Source organism: Martinezella rhizogenes, from assembly GCF_027460065.1.
In the GTDB taxonomy this organism is placed as follows: Bacteria; Pseudomonadota; Alphaproteobacteria; order Rhizobiales; family Rhizobiaceae; genus Agrobacterium; species Agrobacterium rhizogenes_C.
This window is the reverse complement of the sequence record NZ_JAPYZZ010000001.1, coordinates 766,393-787,801: the sequence shown is the minus strand read 5'-3', so window position 1 is coordinate 787,801 and position 21,409 is coordinate 766,393. Positions and strand designations below refer to the sequence as shown.

18 protein-coding genes are annotated in these 21,409 nt (G+C 59.2%); 4 read left to right on the top strand and 14 right to left on the bottom strand.

The window, feature by feature from the left end:
• Nucleotide 1 precedes the first annotated feature (1 nt).
• Nucleotides 2-1,459, top strand: coding sequence for a cobyric acid synthase (locus tag O8B93_RS03805; protein ID WP_269708458.1), 1,458 nt, complete (start codon nucleotides 2-4; stop codon nucleotides 1,457-1,459).
• On the opposite strand, the gene cbiB is transcribed toward O8B93_RS03805, so the two are convergent.
• The gene (cbiB, locus tag O8B93_RS03800) at nucleotides 1,446-2,411 is read right to left on the bottom strand and encodes an adenosylcobinamide-phosphate synthase CbiB (protein ID WP_269708457.1); all 966 of its coding nucleotides are present in this window, start codon (nucleotides 2,409-2,411) and stop codon (nucleotides 1,446-1,448) included. The genes O8B93_RS03805 and cbiB overlap by 14 nt on opposite strands.
• Here cbiB and cobD point away from each other — a divergent pair.
• Nucleotides 2,410-3,456, top strand: a complete 1,047-nt coding sequence (cobD, locus tag O8B93_RS03795; protein ID WP_269708456.1) for a threonine-phosphate decarboxylase CobD — start codon at nucleotides 2,410-2,412, stop codon at nucleotides 3,454-3,456. The two genes, cbiB and cobD, sit on opposite strands and share 2 nt — an antisense overlap.
• Here cobD and O8B93_RS03790 read toward each other — a convergent pair.
• The 9 genes from O8B93_RS03790 to O8B93_RS03750 form a co-directional block, all read right to left on the bottom strand.
• On the bottom strand, nucleotides 3,438-4,715 hold the full coding sequence (locus O8B93_RS03790) for an L-fuconate dehydratase (protein WP_269708455.1): 1,278 nt from the start codon (nucleotides 4,713-4,715) through the stop codon (nucleotides 3,438-3,440). The two genes, cobD and O8B93_RS03790, sit on opposite strands and share 19 nt — an antisense overlap.
• Nucleotides 4,716-4,751: 36 nt before the next feature.
• Nucleotides 4,752-5,081 (bottom strand): L-rhamnose mutarotase, encoded by a 330-nt coding sequence (locus O8B93_RS03785; protein WP_010972585.1) that lies wholly within the window; start codon nucleotides 5,079-5,081, stop codon nucleotides 4,752-4,754.
• Between the two features lie 11 nt (nucleotides 5,082-5,092).
• Nucleotides 5,093-6,226, bottom strand: coding sequence for a mannitol dehydrogenase family protein (locus O8B93_RS03780; protein ID WP_269708454.1), 1,134 nt, complete (start codon nucleotides 6,224-6,226; stop codon nucleotides 5,093-5,095).
• Nucleotides 6,223-7,233, bottom strand: a complete 1,011-nt coding sequence (locus tag O8B93_RS03775) for a zinc-binding alcohol dehydrogenase family protein (RefSeq protein ID WP_269708453.1) — start codon at nucleotides 7,231-7,233, stop codon at nucleotides 6,223-6,225. Before O8B93_RS03775 ends, O8B93_RS03780 begins: the two co-directional genes overlap by 4 nt.
• Before the next feature lie 3 nt (nucleotides 7,234-7,236).
• Nucleotides 7,237-8,058: an amidohydrolase family protein gene (locus tag O8B93_RS03770; RefSeq protein WP_269708452.1), complete on the bottom strand. Its 822-nt coding sequence runs from the start codon at nucleotides 8,056-8,058 to the stop codon at nucleotides 7,237-7,239.
• Between the two features lie 4 nt (nucleotides 8,059-8,062).
• Nucleotides 8,063-9,076, bottom strand: coding sequence for an aldo/keto reductase (locus O8B93_RS03765; RefSeq protein ID WP_269708451.1), 1,014 nt, complete (start codon nucleotides 9,074-9,076; stop codon nucleotides 8,063-8,065).
• Between the two features lie 97 nt (nucleotides 9,077-9,173).
• On the bottom strand, nucleotides 9,174-10,115 hold the full coding sequence (locus O8B93_RS03760; RefSeq protein ID WP_269708450.1) for an ABC transporter substrate-binding protein: 942 nt from the start codon (nucleotides 10,113-10,115) through the stop codon (nucleotides 9,174-9,176).
• A gap of 76 nt (nucleotides 10,116-10,191) precedes the next feature.
• Entirely contained in the window at nucleotides 10,192-11,214 is a 1,023-nt protein-coding gene (locus O8B93_RS03755) for an ABC transporter permease (protein WP_006311044.1), read from the bottom strand.
• Between the two features lie 8 nt (nucleotides 11,215-11,222).
• Complete coding sequence (locus tag O8B93_RS03750; RefSeq protein WP_269708449.1) at nucleotides 11,223-12,788, bottom strand: sugar ABC transporter ATP-binding protein; 1,566 nt, start codon at nucleotides 12,786-12,788, stop codon at nucleotides 11,223-11,225.
• Nucleotides 12,789-13,040: 252 nt separating this feature from the next.
• Between O8B93_RS03750 and O8B93_RS03745 the strand changes: the two genes are divergently transcribed.
• Together O8B93_RS03745 and O8B93_RS03740 are read left to right on the top strand one after the other, a co-directional pair.
• Nucleotides 13,041-13,733, top strand: coding sequence for a FadR/GntR family transcriptional regulator (locus tag O8B93_RS03745; RefSeq protein WP_269708448.1), 693 nt, complete (start codon nucleotides 13,041-13,043; stop codon nucleotides 13,731-13,733).
• Between the two features lie 42 nt (nucleotides 13,734-13,775).
• Entirely contained in the window at nucleotides 13,776-15,308 is a 1,533-nt protein-coding gene (locus O8B93_RS03740) for a UxaA family hydrolase (protein WP_269708447.1), read from the top strand.
• An 87-nt stretch (nucleotides 15,309-15,395) separates the two neighbouring features.
• On the opposite strand, the gene purH is transcribed toward O8B93_RS03740, so the two are convergent.
• The 4 genes from purH to htpX all read right to left on the bottom strand — a co-directional run bounded on the left by purH (nucleotide 15,396) and on the right by htpX (nucleotide 21,305).
• Nucleotides 15,396-17,012 carry a bifunctional phosphoribosylaminoimidazolecarboxamide formyltransferase/IMP cyclohydrolase gene (purH, locus tag O8B93_RS03735; RefSeq protein ID WP_269708446.1) on the bottom strand — a complete coding sequence of 539 codons (1,617 nt, stop codon included), beginning with the start codon at nucleotides 17,010-17,012 and terminating at the stop codon, nucleotides 15,396-15,398.
• 152 nt (nucleotides 17,013-17,164) lie between these two features.
• Complete coding sequence (locus O8B93_RS03730) at nucleotides 17,165-18,832, bottom strand: heparinase II/III family protein (RefSeq protein WP_269708649.1); 1,668 nt, start codon at nucleotides 18,830-18,832, stop codon at nucleotides 17,165-17,167.
• Nucleotides 18,833-18,957: 125 nt separating this feature from the next.
• On the bottom strand, nucleotides 18,958-20,343 hold the full coding sequence (locus O8B93_RS03725; RefSeq protein ID WP_269708445.1) for an RsmB/NOP family class I SAM-dependent RNA methyltransferase: 1,386 nt from the start codon (nucleotides 20,341-20,343) through the stop codon (nucleotides 18,958-18,960).
• On the bottom strand, nucleotides 20,340-21,305 hold the full coding sequence (gene htpX, locus O8B93_RS03720; protein ID WP_269708444.1) for a zinc metalloprotease HtpX: 966 nt from the start codon (nucleotides 21,303-21,305) through the stop codon (nucleotides 20,340-20,342). Before htpX ends, O8B93_RS03725 begins: the two co-directional genes overlap by 4 nt.
• Nucleotides 21,306-21,409 lie beyond the last annotated feature (104 nt).

The following is a 21,409-nucleotide window of genomic DNA, read 5'->3' as shown; positions in this document are numbered from 1 at the left end:
CATGGCGGCACGAGTGCTGATGTTTCAGGGAACCGGCTCCGATGTCGGCAAATCGCTGATGGTGACCGGCCTTGCCCGCGCATTCACCCGGCGCGGCCTCTCCGTCATGCCGTTCAAGCCGCAGAACATGTCGAACAATGCCGCTGTCACCGCCGATGGTGGCGAGATCGGCCGCGCGCAGGCGCTGCAGGCGCGGGCAGCGGGCGTGCCGCTTTCCGTGCACATGAACCCGGTGCTCCTGAAGCCGCAGAGTGAAACCGGCGCACAGGTGGTGGTGCAGGGCAAGATCGTCGGCAATGCCAAGGCGGCTGACTATCAGCACATGAAGGCCGGGCTGATGCCGCACGTGCTTGAGAGTTTCGAACACCTGAAACAGCGGGCCGATCTGGTGCTGGTGGAAGGGGCGGGCAGCGCATCGGAAATCAACCTGCGCGCCAACGACATCGCCAATATGGGTTTTGCCCGGGCAGCCGATGCGCCGGTGATCCTGATCGGCGATATCGACCGCGGCGGCGTCATCGCCAGCCTTGTCGGCACCAGGGCAGTGCTCGACGCCTATGACGCAGCGATGATCGAAGGTTTTATCGTCAACCGATTTCGCGGCGATCCGGCGCTGTTTTCCGATGGTATGCGGATGATCGCCGAAAAGACAGGCTGGTCGTCCATAGGGCTTCTGCCGCATTTTTCCGATGCCGCGAAACTGCCGGCGGAAGATGCGCTGGGTCTTTCCGGCCCGGCCCAACGGAAGCCCGGCGCAAAAATCCGTATCGCCGTGCCGATCCTGCCGCATATTTCCAATTTCGACGATCTAGATCCCCTCGACATGGAGCCGGATGTGGAACTGATCCGCGTTCGGCCGGGTGAGACGATCCCCGCCGATTGCCGTCTGGTTTTGTTGTGCGGCTCGAAATCCACCATTGCCGATCTCGCCGTGCTGAAAGATGCGGGCCTGGACATCGATATAAAGGCGCATGTGAGACGCGGCGGCTACGTTCTCGGCCTTTGCGGCGGCTACCAGATGCTTGGAAAGACCGTTGCCGATCCTGAGGGCATCGAGGGACTGCCCGCGACTGTCGAGGGGCTTGGCCTGCTGGATGTCGAAACGGTTTTGACGGGCGACAAGCGGCTCGTTTCCGTTCAAGGCGCAAGTTTTGATGGTGTTAGTTTATCCGGCTACGAAATGCATGTCGGTGAAACCACGGGAATAGCGGGTAGTCTGGTGTTTTCGACTATCGACGGACATGCCGATGGGACCATCTCGCCCGACGGCCGCGTCTTCGGCACCTATATTCACGGTCTTTTTGCGGATGACCGCCAGCGCAGCGCATGGCTGGAGCGTCTCGGCGGGCAAGGCACGGATCTGAACTATGATGCGCAGGTGGATGCGGTTCTCGACCGTCTGGCTGCGCATATGGAACAGCACCTCGATCTCGACAGGCTGCTTGCTATAGCGCGATAGGGATCGCCAGAAGTCCGAACAGGCCGATCAGCAACAGATCCGCGATCCGCGCCAGCCGCAATGCTTTGCGAATATCACCGGCAACCAGCGCCGACCTTCCGCCTTCGCCCATGAAACGCGCCTCGATCATCTGTCCGCCATAGGAACGTGGCCCGGCAAGCGCAAAACCCAGCGCACCGGCCAACGCCGCCTCCGGCCAGCCGGCATTGGGGGAGCGGTGGTGGCGCGCATCACGGTGGATTGCGGCAATGGCCGCTTTGGGCGACGCGCCCTCGACAAAAAATGCGGCGACCACAAACAGACTGCCGCTCAGCCTTGAAGCCGGCAGATTGACGAGATCATCCAGCCGGGCCGAGGCCCAGCCGAAGGCCTCATAGCGCGGCGAACGATGGCCGATCATGCTGTCGGCCGTATTGATCGCCTTATAAGCCGCACCGCCCGGCAGGCCCAGAAGCCCCAGCCAGAAGGCAGGAGCGACGATGCCATCGGAAAAATTCTCGGCAAGACTTTCGATCGCTGCCCGGCAGATCGCCGCCTCATCAAGCTTTTGCGGGTCACGTCCGACGATCATTGACACCGCCTTGCGACCGCCTTCCACCCCCTCGCGCTCCAGAGCAGTGGCGACTGCCTCCACATGCTGTTCCAGACTTTTTTGCGCCGGAAGCGAAGCGCCGAGTATCGCCACGGCCAGCAGACCGAAGGGCAGGAGAAGCAGAACCGATTGCATAAACCACGCAAGGATCACCGTCAGCCCGACAAAAACAACCAGCGCCGCAACACCTGCGGCCTTACGCTGAAAAAATGACGCGCTCTCCCGGTTCCATTTTTTGTCCATGAGCGCGATAAGCGAACCGATCCAGGTGACGGGGTGGCCGATGCATTTGAACAGCCAGTCCGGATAGCCGGTCAGGCGGTCGATCACGAGCGACAGGAAAGCGAGAGCAAAAAACATGGGCGAGACAGTACCAGAAAAGGCTCAAGGAGCGATCCGTCACGGCGGCAATCTCGGCAAGGCACGCCTGATGTTTCCGGAAGCACCTGAACCGTGGATCGACCTTTCGACCGGGATCAACCCGCACTCCTATCCGCATTCGCCCATTCCTGCCAGCGCATTCGCCCGCCTGCCGGAACCCGGCGCTGCCGAGGAACTGAAACAGCTGGCGGCAGCCCATTTCGGCGCACCTTCCGCGCAGCATGTCACGCTCTCTCCCGGCACCCAGATGCTGATGCCTCTGCTGGCGCAGATCGCCATCAATCGTGGCGCCCAAAGCGGTGCCGTGCTTTCGCCCGCTTATGCGGAACATGCCCGCACCGCCCGCATGGCGGGACTTACCGTCACGGAAGTGGAAAACACCAGCGACCTGTCGGCCTACGGCTATGTGGTGGTGGTCAATCCCAACAACCCCGACGGTCGCATCACCGATAGCGAAACGTTACTCACCCTGGCCCGGGCGACAGACCGAAAAGGCGGTCTGGTCGTTGTGGACGAAGCCTTCATCGAAACGGGCGGTAGCGAAAGCCTTGCGGATGCAACCAATGGCGACGGGCTGGTGGTCCTGCGATCTTTCGGTAAGTTTTACGGCATGGCGGGCGTGCGCCTGGGCTTTGCAATTGCGCATCCCGACATCGCTGCCGAACTGGAAGCAAGGCTTGGCCCCTGGGCGGTTTCCGGCCCGGCACTGCACATCGCAACCGAAGCCCTGGCGGACAGGGAATGGCAATCATCCATGCGCCTGCAGCTCGCGGAGGAAGCACGGCACCTCAACGAGCTGCTGAAAAAGGCAGAACTGAAAATCGCCGGAGGCACGTCCCTGTTCACGCTGGTGCGGGACGTGCGTGCCAAGGCACTGTTTGACCATCTCGGCCAACACGGCATTCTGGTCCGCATTTTCGATGAGAGGCCGAACGACATGCGTTTCGGCCTTCCCGGGAGCGAAACGGAATGGCAGCGCCTCAAGGGAGCGCTGTCATCCTTTGATCATGCCTCGAAAGTGTAAGTCTCGATCGATTCCGGCTTCATTTCGATGGAGAAGCCAGGCAGCTTCGGCGGCATATAGGCGGCGTTGCGGATATCGCAGGGCTCAATGAAGTGCTCATGCAGATGGTCGACATATTCGATCACGCGGCCTTCCTTGGTGCCTGACACCACGAGATAGTCGATCATCGACAGGTGCTGCACATATTCGCAAAGGCCGACGCCGCCGGCATGCGGCCAGACCGGCAGATTGTATTTGGCAGCAATCAGCAGAACCGCCAGCACCTCGTTCAGGCCGCCCATACGGCAGCTGTCGATCTGTACGACATCAATTGCGCCTTCGGCGATGAACTGCTTGAACATGATGCGGTTCTGGCACATTTCACCAGTCGCCACCTTCACCGAGCCGATAGCGGCACGGATCTTGCGATGGCCGGCGACATCATCCGGGCTCGTCGGCTCTTCGATGAAGAAAGGCTTGGAAAAGGCGAGCTTATTCACCCACTCGATTGCCTGATCCACTTCCCATACCTGGTTGGCGTCGATCATCAGATAACGGTCGGGGCCAATCACTTCACGGGCAATGGTGAGACGGCGGATATCGTCCTCCAGATCGCGACCGACCTTCATCTTCACATGGTTGAAACCTGCATCGATCGCCTCCTGGCAAAGACGGCGAAGCTTGGCATCGTCGTAACCCAGCCAGCCGGCCGACGTCGTATAGCAGGCATAACCTTCGTTCTTCAGCGTCTCGATGCGCTCCTTCTTGCCGGCTTCTGCCTTTCTGAGGATCGCCAGCGCATCATCGCGTGTCAGCACGTCGGTGAGGTAACGATAATCGACGATATCCGCGATTTCTTCCGGGCTCATATCGGCGACAAGCTGCCACACCGGCTTGCCTGCCTTCTTGGCCAGCAAATCCCACACCGCGTTGACCACGGCACCGGTAGCGAGATGCATTGCGCCCTTATCAGGGCCGATCCAGCGCAGCTGGCTGTCACTCGTCAGATGCCGCCAATATTTGCCGGGATTTTCGGTGACGGTGGCAAGATCGGTGCCGACGACCAGATGGCGCATCGCTTCGATGGCCATGCAGCAAATGTCATTGCCACGGCCGATGGTGAAGGTCAGACCATGGCCCTTCAGGCCCGGCTCGTCGGTATCGAGAATGACGTAAGCCGCCGAATAATCGGGGTCGGGGTTCATCGCATCCGAACCGTCGAGGCTTTGAGAGGTCGGGAAACGCAGGTCGAAAACACGCAGATCTGTAATTTTGGTCATGGCCGGTTACTCGCGGTCAGTGTCAAAGAAAATCGTTCAATCGAGGTGGAAGGTCTCTTCCATCATCGCCCACCACTCGCCTTCCTTGCGGCTTTCGAGTGGTTGCTGGCAGGGAATGGTGAAAGACCACCACTCCTGGTTCTTCGGGCTCGCAGCTATCTTCGCCATATCGGCGCTGAAATCGCTGCCGTGATATTCCCAATAGCCGAACAGCAGATTTTCCGGCTCGCGCAGGAAGATCGTATAGTTGCGAATGTTGCTTTCGCTGATCAATGCCAGAACCTCCGGCCAGACAGCGGCGTGCAGCCTTTTATATTCCGCGATCATCTCAGGCTTGACGCCGATGACCATACCCATGCGCTGCATGAAAAACTCCGTTATTGCTCGATGGTGGCAAGCGCCGCCCGCAGCTTCGATTGCGGCAACTTCAATTCCAGCCTTTCGGCCGCAGCAATGACCGGCGCAAAGCGGCGGCGCTTCTTTTCGTCATGGTTGCCGGCGATATCGGCAAGGCGATGCGCGAGAAAAGGATTGCGCAAACGCTCCCGCAACACACCAATATAGGTTTGCGCCTCTTCTCCCATGCCTTCAGCCGCAAAGACCGGCAGAACCTCGTCGCGCCAGAGCACTTCCAGATCCGCGACCAGAGCGTCGTCGGCCATGGCCTGCCGCACCGTCTCGTCCTTCGCGCGCGCATCCTGCATCCAGCGCTCCGCCAGATAGGAATGGCCGAGATTGAGCAGGAACAGCTTGAGCTTTTCATAGTGGTCGAGATCGTCGGCCAGCACCACGGCCGGGTGGGTGCAGGGGAGGACGAGACCTTCCTGCTTCTCGATTGCCCAGAGTGCGTAGGGTTCCGCCACGGCGCCGACCGGATCGATCGGCTCGGAGACGATGCGATCCACCAGACTATTGGCGAAACGGCACTTCTCATTCAGATAGAAGGCAAAACCCGCCGGCAATTGCCATTCATCCGCAAGCCGGCGAATGACTTGGCTCAGCTTCTCGCCGTTGCGCGGCACGAGCTCGCAGGGGAAGATCGAGACGGGCACTTCCGGATTGCGCTGAAAACGCTCCAGCAGCAGCATGCAGAGTTTCGCCGGAAAGCTTTTCGGCACGATCGTGAAATCGGCGGCAAGCCCGGGTCCGTCGCCAGAATCCAGCTCATAACCGCGATCGCCCGTGTTGGACAGAATGACTTCGGCGACACAGGCGAGACGGCGTATCTCGGCCCAGTCGGTCGCAGCCGTCAGCGCCCGCGCGACGGCCTTGCCCTGAATTTCCTCGTCCACTTCCTGCCCGTCTCGAATGCCGCGAATGCGCACGGGGTAGAGTGCGCCGCTGTTCAGCGCCGCAACGCGCTTCAGGCTCTCCGCGTTGCCGGTTGTCTGAACGATTGCAATGCGCCCGAGCGCCTCGCCACGATCCAGCGCCTGCGAAACGAACAGATCCGCATGGGCGAGAAGAAAGCGGCTGGTGCCAAATTGCAGGATGGGCGTATCGGGCGTCATGCGACCTCCACCATGCCCTTGATGACTCCGGCTTTCGGATCGGTCAGGCCGGCGAACTTCGAGGGAACATCGGCAAGTATCATGCGATGGGTGATCAGCGCCTCCGGCACTTTCCCTTCGCGCAAAGCGCGAAGCACGCGCTCGAAATCCTCCGGCGTTGCGTTGCGGCTGCCGAGCAGCGTCGTCTCACGCTTGTGAAATTCCGGGTCGTTGAAGCTGATATCGCTGGCGACGATGGACACCAGAACATAGGAGCCGCCGTGACCGACGAAGGAGAAACCCCGCTCCATGGCTTTCGGATTGCCGGTCGCATCAAAGACCGCATCGAAGAAATCGCCAGCGGTGATCTCGGACAGACGGTCCTTGTCGCCTTCCCCGAGGACGACGGTATGAGCGACACCGAGGTGGTCCTTGCAGAAATCCAGCCGGTCGGTGCGACCGTCGATCATCGTCACTTCACCGCCATCGAGAACGGCGAAGACAGCAACCGCCATGCCGATCGGGCCGGCACCGACGATCAGGACCTTCTGCCCTTTTTCGACGGCACCGCGACGCACCGCATGGGCACCGATCGCCAGAAATTCCGTCATGGCTGCCTGGTCGAGGCTCAGCCCCTCCGCCTTCAGCACGAATTGCTGCGGCACGCTCAGATATTCCACCATGCCGCCATCGCGATGGACGCCGAGCACACCGATATTGCGGCAGCAATTGCTTTTGCCCTTCAGGCAGGCATTGCATTTCCCGCAGGACATATAGGGAATGATGGTCACAACATCGCCGGCGGAAAGGTGGCTGCCTTCGGGTGCCTCATCAACCGTGCCGGAAAGTTCGTGGCCCATGATACGCGGATAGGAGAGATATGGCTGGTTGCCGGTGAAGATATGCAGATCCGTGCCGCAAACGCCAATCCGGCGAATACGCACGAGGACTTCACCTTCGCCGCGCATGGGTTTCGGCAAATCCTTGGCGGTTAATTGACCGGGAGTGTCACAGAAAATCGCCAGCATGCATCACCTGTCAGTAAGGGAGTAAAAACGAATGGCGTTGCCGCCGAAGACTGCCGCATGGTCCTTCGCCGGCACGATATCGCGGCAGAAATCCAGCCAGCCCTGATAGTCGCCCGCAAGGCGCAGCACCGGCCAGTCACTGCCGAAAATCACGCGATCACCACCGAACAGTTCCAGAATGGTCTCGGCATAGGGCCGCACCGCTTCCATGCGCTGCTCGCCGCGCTCGGTCAGCAGGCCGGATAGCTTGCAATGCACATTAGGAAGGGCTGCCAGAGCCGCCATATCACGCCGCCAGTCACCATAGTGACCGGTGGCAATCAGAGGCTTCGCACCATGATCGATAACAACAGGCAACTCCGGATGCTTAATGGCAAAGGAGAGAAGATGCGGCAGATTGGGTGGCAGGACCAGCGCATCAAACACCAGATCGTGCTTCACCAGCGCCTCCACGGCAGCATCCAGCGCGGGATCGTCTATCCAGGCGACATCTTCCATGCCCTGCAACATGGGGCGCACACCCTTGAAGGCAGGATGTTGCGCCCGGCGGGCGATTTCCGCCACCGCTTCAGCAGACTTCATGTCCACCCAGCCGACCACACCCCTGATGAAATCAGTCTTTTCCGCCAGTTCCAGCATGAAATCCGTATCGGCCGCAGTCTCCATCGTCTGAACCAGCACCGTGCCGGAAACCCCGGCAGCATCAAGCAAGGACGACAGATCGGACGGAAGAAAATCCCGGTAAATGGCGGCCAGCGATGGCGGCGGCCATTGCCCGGCGCGATCCTTCATCAGCCAGAAATGCTGGTGGGCGTCGATCAGCATTGCCTCAGGCCTTTCCGCCCGGCACGGGCGCACCTTCGGCAATCAGGCCGCGCTTGTGCAGCTCAGACCAGAATTCATCCGGGATAGACTGCTCGAACCATTCGATATTGGAAGTGAGCTGCTGTGCATTGCGCGCACCTGAAACAACCGTGACCGCCGCCGGATGGGCGAGCGGAAACTGAAGTGCGGCGGCCTGCAACGAAACACCCAGCTCCTCACAGACGCTGTGCAACGCGTCCACGCGCTTGAGGATATCGGCAGGCGCATCGGCATAATTGAATTTGCGGTTGCCAGCCAGAATGCCCGAATTGAAAGCGCCAGCGGCGACGATCGCGACGCCGCTTTCAGCGCAGCGGTTCATGAAAGCAAGGCTTTGCTGTTCGAGCAGGGTATAACGGCCGGCCAGCATGGCGACGTCGATGTCGAAGACATCCATGGCGTCGTTGATGATTTCCCACTCGTTGACACCGAGGCCAACAGCCCCGGTCGATCCCTCTTCGCGCAGCTTGCCGAGCGCGCGGAACCCGCCGCCGGTGGTCAGCTGCTCCCAATAGTGTTGGTGCTTTTCGCCATGGGTATGGGAACCGATATCGTGCACATAAAGAATATCCGGCTTCAGGATGCCCAACCGCTGCTGGCTTGCCTCGAAGGACCTCAGAATACCGTCATAGGAATAATCATAGACCGGGCGGAACGGCAGGGGCGCAATATAGGCATCCTCCTCCGGACCCACGGTCTCATCCGGCACCATCACACGGCCGACCTTGGTGCTGAGCGTATAGTCGCTGCGGCCGTGCTCAGTTACCATGGTACCCAGACGACGCTCCGACCGCGTATAACCATAAAACGGCGCAGTATCGAAATAACGCATCCCGCTTTCCCATGCCTTGTCGAACGCACCTTTGGACTCTTCATAAGGCGTGACGCGGTAGAGATTGCCCATCTGGGCGCAACCGAGGCCCATGACGGTGACGTCGACAGTGCGACGCGGCAGTTTACGTGTATCGGAGACTTTCATCGCAGGGACTTCCTGAATTCTTAAGCATGGAGCGGGATGGTGAAAACCGCTTCTCAAAGGGTGAGGCGCGCCGCCACCTGGCGGCGCGCCGTCGGCATCAGTAAAGCACGTTCTTGGCTTCAGGCTTCTCGATATTGTCCTTGGTGACAACAACGACGCCGGTATCGACGAACTTCTCAACCTTTTCCTTGTTGATGAGCTTGGTCACGGTTTCCACGCCCTTTTCGCCCATCTGGTAGGAGCCCTGAACGACGATACCGGCAAGCGTGCCGTCCTTGACGAAGCTCTGCAGGTCCTGGTTACCGTCGAAGCCGATGGCAACGACCTTACCGGCCTTGCCGGACTGGGCAAGCGCACGGCCAACACCGATGGCGGTCGGCTCATTGGCGCCGAAAATGCCCTTCAGGTCGGAATTGGCGGCCAGAACGTCGGTGGTCTGGTTCAGCGCCGTCGCCATCTGCGATTGCGAATAGAACGGACCAACGATCTTCAGGTTGGAATTCATCTGGATGTAGTCGGTAAAACCGCCGACACGACCGATTTCGGAACCGGCACCCGCGACATAGGACATGACGGCAATCTTGCCTTCCTTGCCCACCTTGTCGATCAGCGCCTTTGCTGCCAGTTCGCCGGCTTTCTTATTATCGGTCGCCAGGAACGACTGGTAATATTGCTCCGAGCCCTTGGCGAGCTGAGAGTCGATCAGAACCACCGGGATACGGGCTTCCCAGGCCTTCTTGACGGCCGGCACCAGTGCGTCCGGATCGGAAGGTGCGAGAACAATGCCGGCAACCTTACGGTTGATGGCGTTTTCGACCATGTTGACCTGGTCGGCAATCGCAGATTCGGCAGCCGGGCCCTGGAAGGTCATGGTGTTGCCGGCAGAGTTCTTCATCGCCGCGTCAGCGCCCTTCTGGACGTTTTGCCAGAAAGTGGAGTTGACGGTCTTGACGATGACGGCGATTTCACCGGCCTGCACGGTGGAAACGCTCCACAGCGCAATTGCGGATGTCAGAAGGGCAGTCGCAATTTTCTTCATTTCTTCCTCCGTGATGTCGGCATACCGGGCCTCCCCTGCCGATCTTGTTTGCGGAAAGGGTCCGCAGCCCGTTTGATCAGCGGCGGTTGCGCAGCTGGTCGATCCAGACGGTGACCAGAATGACGAGGCCGATGATGATCTGTTGCGTGAAGGCGGAAACGCCGTTCATATTGAGGCCGTTACGCAAAATGCCGATGACAAAGGCGCCGATCGCCGTGCCGGAAATCGTGCCCACGCCGCCGATCAGCGACGTGCCGCCGATGACCGCGCTGGCAATGGCATCCAGCTCATACATCACACCTTCGTTCGGCTGGGCGGTGACGAGGCGCGACATCAGCACGCAGCCCGTCAGCCCAGCAAGCGTGCCGGACAGGATGTAGGTGAAATTGGTAACGCGGGCGACGTTGACGCCGGAGAGGCGGGCAGCATCCGCATTGGAACCCACGGCATAGATGTGGCGGCCGAGGATGGAGCGGTTGAGCATGAAGGAAACCGCAAGCGCAATCACCACCATCAGGATGACCGGATAGGGAATGCCGGGAAACACGACATTCGGAAAACCGTCATCACCGATAGTGACGATGCGGAAGAGTGCGCCATTGCCGAGTTCGCCGAAGGACTCGCCCAGGCCGGATACGGCGCGCGCACCGGTGATCTGCAGGGCCACACCGCGGGCAATCAACATCATGCCGAGCGTGGCGATGAAGGGCGGCAGCTTGAAGCGCGTTACCAGAAGACCGTTGATGAGACCACAAAGCGACCCCGTTAGAATGCCGAGCAACATGCCGATGGGCACCGGCATGCCGAGTTCCTTCACCGCAAGGGCGGCAACGACGCCGGCAAGCGCGAGCACCGAACCGACGGAAAGATCGATGCCGCCGGTGATGATGACACAGGTGGCACCAATGCCGAGCAGCGCAATGGAAGTCACCTGCAACGCGATCGTCATGCCATTATTGACGGTGAAGAAGGCGTTGCTGGTCGCGGAGAAGACCGCGACCAGCGCAAAGAGGCTGCCGAGCGCCGCAAATTTCTGGATGATGTCCTTCTGGCGATCGCTGACGGCGAAGCCCTTCTTGGGTTCTGCAATATTGGCCATGTCGTTCCTCACTGCGCGGCCCGGCCGTAACCGGACGCATACCGCATGATTTCTTCTTGATTGGTCTTGGCGGTTTCGAGCACGCCCGTGATACGGCCCTGATGAAACACCGCGATGCGATCCGTCAGTCCGAGAATTTCCGGCAGTTCCGAGCTGATGAGAATGACGCCGATGCCCTGTGCGGCCAGTTCATCCATGATCTTGTAGATCGCGAACTTCGCGCCGACATCGATGCCGCGCGTCGGCTCGTCGAAGAACAGCACGCGTGACTGCCGGAACAGCCATTTGCCGATGATGATTTTCTGCTGGTTGCCACCCGAAAGCAGCCGCACCGTCTGATCGATCGAGGGGGTGCGGATGTTCAAGAGATCGACGTAGCGCTTCGCCACATCGTCATGCTTCTTGAAATCGATCAGCCCGAAACGGTTGGAAACCTCGCCGAGATTGGCGAGCGTCGTATTGGCCGCCACCGACATCTTGATGGCGAGGCCATCGCTTTTGCGATCTTCCGAGAGATAGGCAATGCCTTCCTCGATGGCGTCCTGCGGCGAGCCGATCGAAAGTTCGCGCCCGTTGAAAACGATCTTGCCCGCATCGATCGGATCAGCCCCGAAGATTGCCCGCGCGACTTCCGTTCGTCCCGCGCCCATAAGTCCGGCAAAACCGAGGATTTCGCCGCGCCGCAGGGAGAAACTGACGTCGCTGAACACGCCATTGCGCGTTAGTCCTTCGACGGAGAAGAGAATGTCGTCCGCCGGGCGCGAGGTGCGCTCGGGGAATTTGTCTTCCAGCGAACGCCCAACCATGCGTGTGACAATGTCATCAACGGTGATCGAGGCAAAATCGTCTGTCGAAATATAACGTCCGTCGCGCAGCACCGTCACGCGGTCGACGATCTCGGCCATCTCATCGAGACGGTGGGAAATATAGACGATGCCCACGCCGGAAGCCTTGAGATCGCGGATGACCTTGAACAGAAGCCGGGTTTCCTGCTCAGTTAGCGAGGAGGTCGGCTCATCCATGATGAGAACTTCGGCGTCAAGAGAGAGCGCCTTGGCGATCTCCACCATCTGACATTGCGCGACGGAAAGACCGCGGACCATCTGGTCTGGGTTGATATCGACGCCCAGCCGGTCGAGACAGCGTTTGGCGTCCAGCCGCAGCTTCTTGCGGTCCACGAGAAAACCCCGGCGCGGCTCACGCGCCAGATAGATGTTCTCGGCTACGGAAAGATGCGGAACGAGATTGAGTTCCTGATGAATGATGGCGATGCCGGCGGCTTCGGATTGCAGCGGCGATGCATATTGCACCTTCACGCCCTTATGCAGGATCGTCCCTTCGCTTGGCTGGTACACACCGCTGATGATTTTCATCAGTGTCGATTTTCCCGCGCCATTCTCGCCGCAGACGGCATGTACTTCGCCGCTGCGCAGATCGAAATGAACGTTGGACAGCGCCTTTACGCCTGGAAATTCCTTGCTGATGTTCTCGAGACGCAGAAGGACCGAACGCTCCGCACGCGCCATCTCCTCAGGCGAAAAATCGCCCCGAATTGTCGATGCGCCCTGCGACATCTGGAAACCTCCACCCGTTCCCCGCTCCACCGGGGTCATGAACAGGGCAAATGGTTAGGCCGGTTTTTTATAATGGTCAAGCCAATTAGGTCAAAAATTGAAAGGACGCTTTGGAAGAGATGGAAAGCCATCATAAGAAAATTCAAAATATCATCGTATTTTCAATAATTTAAGTAACTTCTTGCGTATTGATACGCTTGGCGCTACGGTAAGGCCAAATATAGGCAGCACGAAGGCTTCAGCGAAAAACACATGAGTGGTCAGGCCAAAATAGCGGAACCGCGCAGGCTTTATCAGCAGATTGCGGATCAGATACGCGAACTCATCGACGTGGGTGAATTCCTGCCCGGAACGCGGCTTCCCGCCGAACGGGAACTGGCACAGAAACTCGGCGTGTCGAGACCCTCGTTGCGAGAGGCGCTGATTGCGCTTGAAATCGACAACACCGTCGAAATTCGCATGGGTTCCGGCGTCTATGTATCTACCGAAGCGCTTCAGACCACCCATCACACCAAGTCGCTGGGAGACAGCCCTTCCGAACTGATGCAGGCGCGGGCAGCGCTGGAGGGGGCGACCATCGTGCTGGCAGCAAGCCGAATGACCGATGAGACGATCGCGGCCCTCCGCCAGATTCTCAACACCATGCAAAAGGAGATCGAGGCTGGCCGCAAACCCCTCGATCAGGATCGGCTGTTTCACGTCACCATTGCCGAACAATCTGGCAACAGCGTTCTGGCGAGACTGGTGGCCAACCTCTTCGATGAGCGCCACAGCCCCATTTCGGCCCAGCTTCGGGTCAAATTCGAAGATCGAGACACCTGGACCCGCGCCCTGCAAGAGCACGAAGCCATTCTGGCGGCACTGGAACTCAAGGATCCGCTGCTGGCGCAGGCCGCCATGCATACCCATCTGGAAGGCTCGAAACGCCGCTGGGTAGATAGCTGAATGACAAACATAGCAGGCAATATATCGGGAGGAGGAAAACCCGTGAGTGAGAATTCCGAGGCAACCATTTTGCTGAACGCCAACGACAATGTCGCAGTGGCACGTCGGTCCATTCCGGCCGGCGGTGCGACGGGCAGGGGCGATCTGGCAGCGCTCGAGCTTATCGGGCGCGGGCATAAGGTAGCCCTCAACTTCATCAAATCCGGAGACGAGGTGCTGAAATACGGGCAGGTTATCGGCATCGCGACCCAGGACATCGAAGCCGGCCGGCATGTGCACCTGCACAATCTCGCCATGGTGCCTTCCGAACACGCGCATCAGTTCAGCGTTGACATCGAGGAAAAGGGCATGGTGCCGGAAGCCGAGCGCCGGACCTTCATGGGCTACGACCGTGGTATCGGCGGCGTTGGTACACGCAACTATATCGGCGTCATCGCCTCGGTAAACTGTTCCGCCACCGTGTCGCGCTACATCGCCGACTACTTCAACAAACAGGGCGGTTTGGACGGCTTCGACAATGTCGATGGAGTCGTGGCGCTGACCCATGGCGGCGGCTGTGCGCTGAATACCAAGTCGGAAGGTTACCGCCTTTTGATCCGCACCATCCAGGGTTATGCCCGCCATCCGAATTTCGGCGGCATTCTGCTGATCGGCCTCGGATGCGAAACCAACCAGATCGCCCCCATCCTCGAACATTACAAGATGGAAGAAGGCGAACGGCTGCGCACCATGACCATCCAGCAGCATGGCGGCACCCGTAAGACCATCGATGCGGCAATCACCGAGATCAAGGCGATGCTGCCGATGGTGAACGCCGCCCGCCGCACGGAACAACCGCTTTCCAAGCTGAAGGTCGCACTGGAATGTGGCGGCTCGGATGGATATTCCGGCATCTCCGCCAATCCGGCTCTGGGTTATGCGTCCGACCTTATTGTCCGCAATGGCGGCACGACCGTGCTTTCCGAAACGCCGGAAATCTACGGCGCCGAGCACCTGCTGACCAAACGCGCCGTCACGCCTGCGGTCGCCGAAAAACTGCTGCAGCGCATCGACTGGTGGCGGGACTATACTGCCCGCAATGGCGACGAACTCAACAACAATCCTTCCCACGGCAACAAGCTCGGCGGCTTGACCACCATTCTGGAGAAATCGCTGGGTGCCGTCGCCAAGGGTGGCTCCATGCCGTTGAAGGCGGTGTATGAATTTGCCGAGACGGTGACGGAGCAGGGTTTCGTCTTCATGGATACGCCCGGCTACGATCCGGTTGCCGTTACCGGCCAGGTCGCCGGCGGCTGCAACGTCATTTGTTTCACCACCGGCCGTGGTTCGGTTTCAGGTTTCAAGCCCTCGCCCTGCATCAAGATCGCCACCAATTCCGAAATGTATGAACACATGAAGGAAGACATGGATATCAATTGCGGCGAGATCGTCACGGGAACGGAGACCATCGAAGAATCCGGCAAACGAATTTTCGAGCATATTCTTGCGGTCGCTTCCGGCGACAAGACGGTGAGCGAAATTTATGACTACGGCGACAATGAATTTGTGCCGTGGCAGGTCGGCGCGGTGACCTGAAACCGCAGCACCAACGACTGTCCCACGTGAAACAAAAGGCCCGGAAATCACTTTCCGGGCCTTCGTTATTTCCGTCTATATCAGCGCTTAGTGGCGGAAGTGGCGCATGCCGGTGAAGACCATTGCCACATTATGCTCGTTTGCAGCGTCGATCACGTCCTGATCGCGCATGGAGCCGCCCGGCTGGATGACAGCGGTGGCGCCCGCAGCGATTGCAGCAAGCAAACCATCGGCAAAGGGATAAAATGCTTCCGACGCAACGGCAGAACCGCGTGTCAAAGGTTCAGTGAGACCGAGAGCCTTGGCTGCATCTACCGCCTTCTGGGCAGCAATGCGGGCAGAGTCCACGCGGCTCATCTGGCCAGCGCCAATGCCCGCCGTCTGGCCATCCTTGGCATAGATTACGGCATTGGATTTCACATGCTTGGCGATCTTGAAGGCGAACTTCATGTCCTCAAGCTCCTGCGCCGTCGGCACACGCTTGGTGACGACCTTGAGTTCGAGATCTTCGACCATGCCATTGTCACGGCTCTGCACCAGTAGGCCGCCGGAAACGGTCTTCGCCGTGAGGCCAGCGGCGCGCGGGTCTGGCAGGCCTCCAGCCGTCAGGAGGCGCAGGTTCGGCTTGCGGGCGATGATGGACTTGGCTTCTTCGGTAACATCAGGCGCGATGATAACTTCGGTGAAGAGTTTGACGATCTCTTCCGCCGTTTCAGCATCGAGCGTGCGGTTGAGCGCAATGACACCACCAAAGGCGGAAACGGAATCGCACGCAAGTGCGCGTCGATAGGCTTCAGCAAGGGTTGGGCCGGTCGCAACGCCACAGGGATTGGCATGTTTGATGATGGCAACGGCCGGCGCATTTTCCGGCAGGAACTCCGCCACCAGCTCGTAAGCCGCATCCGTATCATTAATATTGTTGTAGGAGAGCTGTTTGCCCTGAAGAAGCGTCGCGGTCGCGACGCCTGGACGCTTTTCACCGGTCAGGTAAAAGCCGGCGCTCTGATGCGGGTTTTCACCATAACGCATCTTTTCCTTCAGCACGCCGCCGATGGCGCGGTAATCAGGCGTCTCGATTGCCAATGCTTCGGCAAACCAGTTGGAAATCACGGCGTCGTAGGCAGCCGTGCGGGCATAGGCCTTGGCGGCAAAACGCTGGCGCAGCGCATAGGAAGTCTGTCCGTCGTCGGCCTGCAGGGCTTCGACCAGTGCAGGGTAATCGGAAGGATCGGTGACAACAGTGACATAGGCATGGTTCTTGGCGGAAGCGCGGATCATCGCCGGGCCGCCAATATCGATGTTTTCGACCGTCGTCGGATAATCGCCGCCCTTGGCGCGGACTTCCTCGAAAGGATAAAGATTGATCACGGAAAGATCGATCGCCTCGATGCCGTGCGCCTTCATCGCCTCCACATGGTCCGCATCATCCCTGATAGCCAGAAGCCCGCCATGCACGTTGGGATGCAGGGTCTTGACGCGGCCGTCCATGATTTCAGGAAAATTGGTGACATCGGAGACATCCGTTACCGCAAGACCCGCTTCGGCAATCGCCTTTGCCGTACCGCCGGTCGACAGGAGCTTGACGCCGAGCTTGGAGAGCACCGTTGCCAGCTCGATAATATCGGCCTTGTCGGACACGGAAAGAAGCGCCGTGCGAATCTTGACCTTATCGGGGGCGGGAATTTTCTTGGACACCACGGCCATCGGGCATACTCCGTTTAACAGGGAGGACAGGCTGGAAGGGGAATGATCCAGCGATTGCCGCCGCGTTAACACAGCTTACCGCATTAATAAACAGCGAGGATGCCGAACGGCAAAAACTAAGGCCGTTTTTGCCCTGCCTGGCCTGAAAGCCCTCAGCCCATGCGTTCGATGAGCCAGCGGATTTCCCGTGTAGTGGCGAGATTGAAGGGCAATTCGATCTGCTGTGACGGACGCATGCCGGATGCATCCGCCATGAAAACATCATCGGTCACGAAAAGCTCCAGTCCGGGCGCCGAAAACAGCCAGGTGGTGCCATCCGCGGCCTCCAGATAAACCGACTCCTCATCCCGCTGATGAAGCTGGATATGGGGATGGATGTGGAAACGGGAAACCGCCGATATCGATTGCAATTGCACCTTCACCACCGCGTCGTCGGTGCGAAGCAGGTCGCGGCCCTTTATCTTGGTGCCCGCCGCATTCAATTCTATTTCCCGCTCGTGGTAACAGCCGAAATTCTGTAAATAACCATCATGGGACGCCCAAAGGACATCATTGCCATTTGCATCCGTTCCACGTCGGCTATCAACCTCGCTGACGCCCGAGACCATGATCGGGCCAAGCAGCCTCGAGCGCGACAATCTGCACGACGAGGTATCGGCAAGTGTCACCGTGGAATGCGCCGCAGTGGAACGGCTGGCGCGCTGGTATTCCGGTGCGGCATTACGCGGAAACCCGGAATTAACGATGAACCGGTTCTTGCCGCAGGACATTTCGAAAGAGAGGCACCCGGAATGGGCGCTGCGCGACAGTTCCGCCGAGCCGGGATAACCGGTATCCACGATGATAACGGTCTCATCGGTCGCTAGCCGATGGTAATTCACATCCGGCAGGACTTTGGAAGGCCGGCCGGCGGTTTCATCATAACGCAGCACGGAAACAAGCTCGTTGGCGAGCGTCGCCGTGGCGCCGTTGAACAGCGCAAGATCGCCGCCCTGATGCCTGAAGAACCGGATCGCCGGAAACATGCGGTCTATCGCCGGCACCAGTCCGGAGGGCAGGTCGTGGCCAAGATTGATATAGCTTTGCCGCAGCGGCAGGAGATCGAGCAGTAAATCCAGCATGACCCGGGGATTACGGGAAACATGCCCGCCATCGGGGAGAATCTGGCGTTCCATTTCCTGGGCCAGCTTCGTTCCGTTCCGGTTGATCCGTGATAGCCGCATGGGCATGGCGATGGAGGCCATGGCAAGCGCTATCCTGATCCTCAGCCGCGCTTCACCATCCGGCGCATGTTTGACGATACGCTCGAGGTAACGCACATGAAAGGCGAGGCTTTTCAGGAAACGGCGATAAAAACCGGCATCTGCCTCGTAGAGAACCACGGGAGAGTGCGAGAGCCAGGCGATCAGCCTCTGCGCCGCAATTTCAGGCGACCAGGCCGTGCCCGTAATGCGCTTGCCATGCAACACCATCCACTCGGCGACGATGCGGCGCGCGCGTTTGCAGGCCTCGCTCGATTTATCGGAACGAATGTGCCGCAGCCAGCTGAATGCATGCAGCCGTTCTTCAAAAACCGCTGAAGGGTAATCTACCTGAAACGGCGAGGCACCGCCGGTTTCAACGACGCGTCCGGCAAGCGCTATGCGACCGCGCAACAACTCCTCGGCAAAATAGGGATCGATCGCTCTCAGATCGGTGGGTGCAGCCACCAGACCAGCGGGCACGCGGTTGGCGAATCGCGATAGATGCAGGCGTAACGGGGTAAGGCCGACACACAGATGACGATAAGCCATCCGCGAAAGAAGACCGGCGGCATTCATGCTGCCTGCGAAGGACCCTAACAAGCTGTGTTTCCCGTTTCACATGTTTTGTTTTTATCAGTGAACCGCGATGATCGGAACGTTTTCGATAAATATCTAATGATTCGCGAAAGCTTGGCTTTTTTCTACTTCTTACGCAAGACGCTGCTAAAGAACCCATCGACGCCACCGAACATATCGGGCGTCGTGCGCAGATCCCCCACTGCACTGATGGCCGCTTCCATTCCTGGCCAGTCTTCCCTGTGAACGGCAACGCGCTCCACATCAGGATTTTCCGCCAGAACCTCGGCAATCATCTCTTCCCCTTCGGAGGGATCGAGCGAGCAATTGGAAAAGACCACGAGGCCGCCCGGCCCGACAAGAGTCAGCGCATGTCGCAGCATCTGGCCCTGAAGTGCTGCAAGTTTGGCAATATCGTTCTCGTCTTTCGTCCAGCAGACATCGGGATGCTTGCGCAAAGTCCCGGTAGACGAACAGGGTGCATCAAGCAACACGGCGTCAAAAAGCTGTTCCGGCTGATATTTCAACATGTTGGTCTCCACCGTTTCGGCATGGAGGCCAAGCCGGTCGAGATTCTTCCGCAGGCGGCGAAGACGGTTGCCGGACTGATCCAGCGCCGTCACCTTGGCGCCCGCCAGCGCAAGCTGGGCTGTTTTGCCACCGGGGGCAGCGCAAAGATCGGCGACGCGCTTGCCGGAGATATCGCCGAGAAGCTTCACCGGCATGCTGGCTGCGAGATCCTGCACCCACCACGCGCCCTCCGCGAAACCATCGAGCGAGGGGATCTGGCCTTCGAATTCACCCAGACGCACGCTGCCATTCGGCAGAAGCGTGCCGCCCAGTTTCTCCGCCCAGAGAGCCGGATCGGCCTTCACCGTCAGGTCGATGGAGGACGGCGTCAGCTGCGCCTCCGAAATCCTTTGAGCCACCTCATCGCCATAAGCCGAAACAAGCCGCGCATAGAACCAGTCCGGCAGGACCGGAACATCGGCGATGGCCTTTTCGATCTCCGCTTTTTCCCTGCCGAGCCTTCGGAGCACGGCATTGACCAGCTTGACGAAACGCCGGTTGCGCGGATCGCGATGCGCCTGCTCCACGGCGAGATCGACAGCGGAATGATCCGGTACATCGAGGTAAAGCATCTGCGCACCACCGACGACCAGGACGTGATGCAGCGATCGTGCGCCTTGCGGCAATGGCCCATCCAACAACATCGACAATGCCGTCTCGATGCGGGGAAGGTGACGAAGCGCACTATTGACGATGGCCCTCACCAGTGCCCGATCGGCAAGCGACAAAGCTCGATAGACGGGATTGCCGTTTTCGCTGTCGAGCATCCCATCCATGGAGGTCTTCTTTTCCAGAACGGCCGCGAGAATGCGGGTGGCGGCAATGCGCGCTGCAAGACCCGGCTTGTCCTCGAAAGACGAGGGGCCGTCTTCGCGGCCCCTTCCATGCGCTGGCTTCGGTTTTCTGGACCGTGCCGGCTTATTCTGATTATCGGATGTCAAGACCACGGCCCCTTGCGCTCGTTTTCATTGCCTCGTCCCCAGCCCGTTTTGGGAACGGAACCTGATTTGCGCAACGGTCTATCACCCGATGGCGGCGGCGTCGATCCTCGCGGGGAAAACTCCTGCACCATCGCATGCAGCGCCGCCACGCGGTTCTCCGTGTTTGGATGGGTGGAAAAGAGATTGTCCATACGCTCGCCGGAGAGCGGATTGATGATGAACATATGCGCCGTCGCCGGATTGCGCTCGGCATCATCATTGTGAATTTGCTGCGCCATGCCTGAGATTTTCTGCAGGGCAGAGGCAAGCCAGAGCGGGTTGCCACAGATTTCCGCGCCGCGCCGGTCGGCGGAATATTCCCTGGTCCGGCTGATCGCCATCTGCACCAGCATTGCCGCCAGCGGCGCCACGATCATCGCCACCAGCACGCCGATGAAGCCCAGGGGATTGTTATTATTTTCCCTGTTACCGCCGAAGAAGAAGGCAAAATTACCGAGCATGGAGATCGCGCCCGCGAGCGTGGCGGTGATTGTCATGGTCAGGGTATCGCGGTTTTGCACATGCGCGAGTTCATGCGCCATGACGCCGGCAACTTCCTCGGGCGTCAGGCGCTCCAGAAGTCCAGTCGAAGCGGCGACAGCCGCATTCTCTGGATTTCGACCCGTCGCGAATGCGTTTGGCTGCGGACTGTCGTAAATGTAGACCTTCGGCATGGGCAAACCGGCATTCTGTGACAGATCCCGGATCATGTGGAAGAACTCGGGCGCATTCGCCTCGTCGATCTCCCGGGCGCGATAGGCTGACAGCACCATCTTGTCCGAGTTCCAGTAGGAAAACAGGTTCATACCGGCAGCGATGAGCAGCGCAATCATCATGCCGCCCTTGCCACCAATCAGAAAACCGACACCCATGAACAATGCGGTCATGAAGGCCAGAAGCATTGCCGTGCGCATCATGTTCATCCGTTGAACTCTCCTTCTCACTCGCCGGAAATATTGTGGGGTTTATAAAGCCCGTTCGATTATATAATCTGGGAAGCAGCAAACATATTTCAATATCCCGTCAT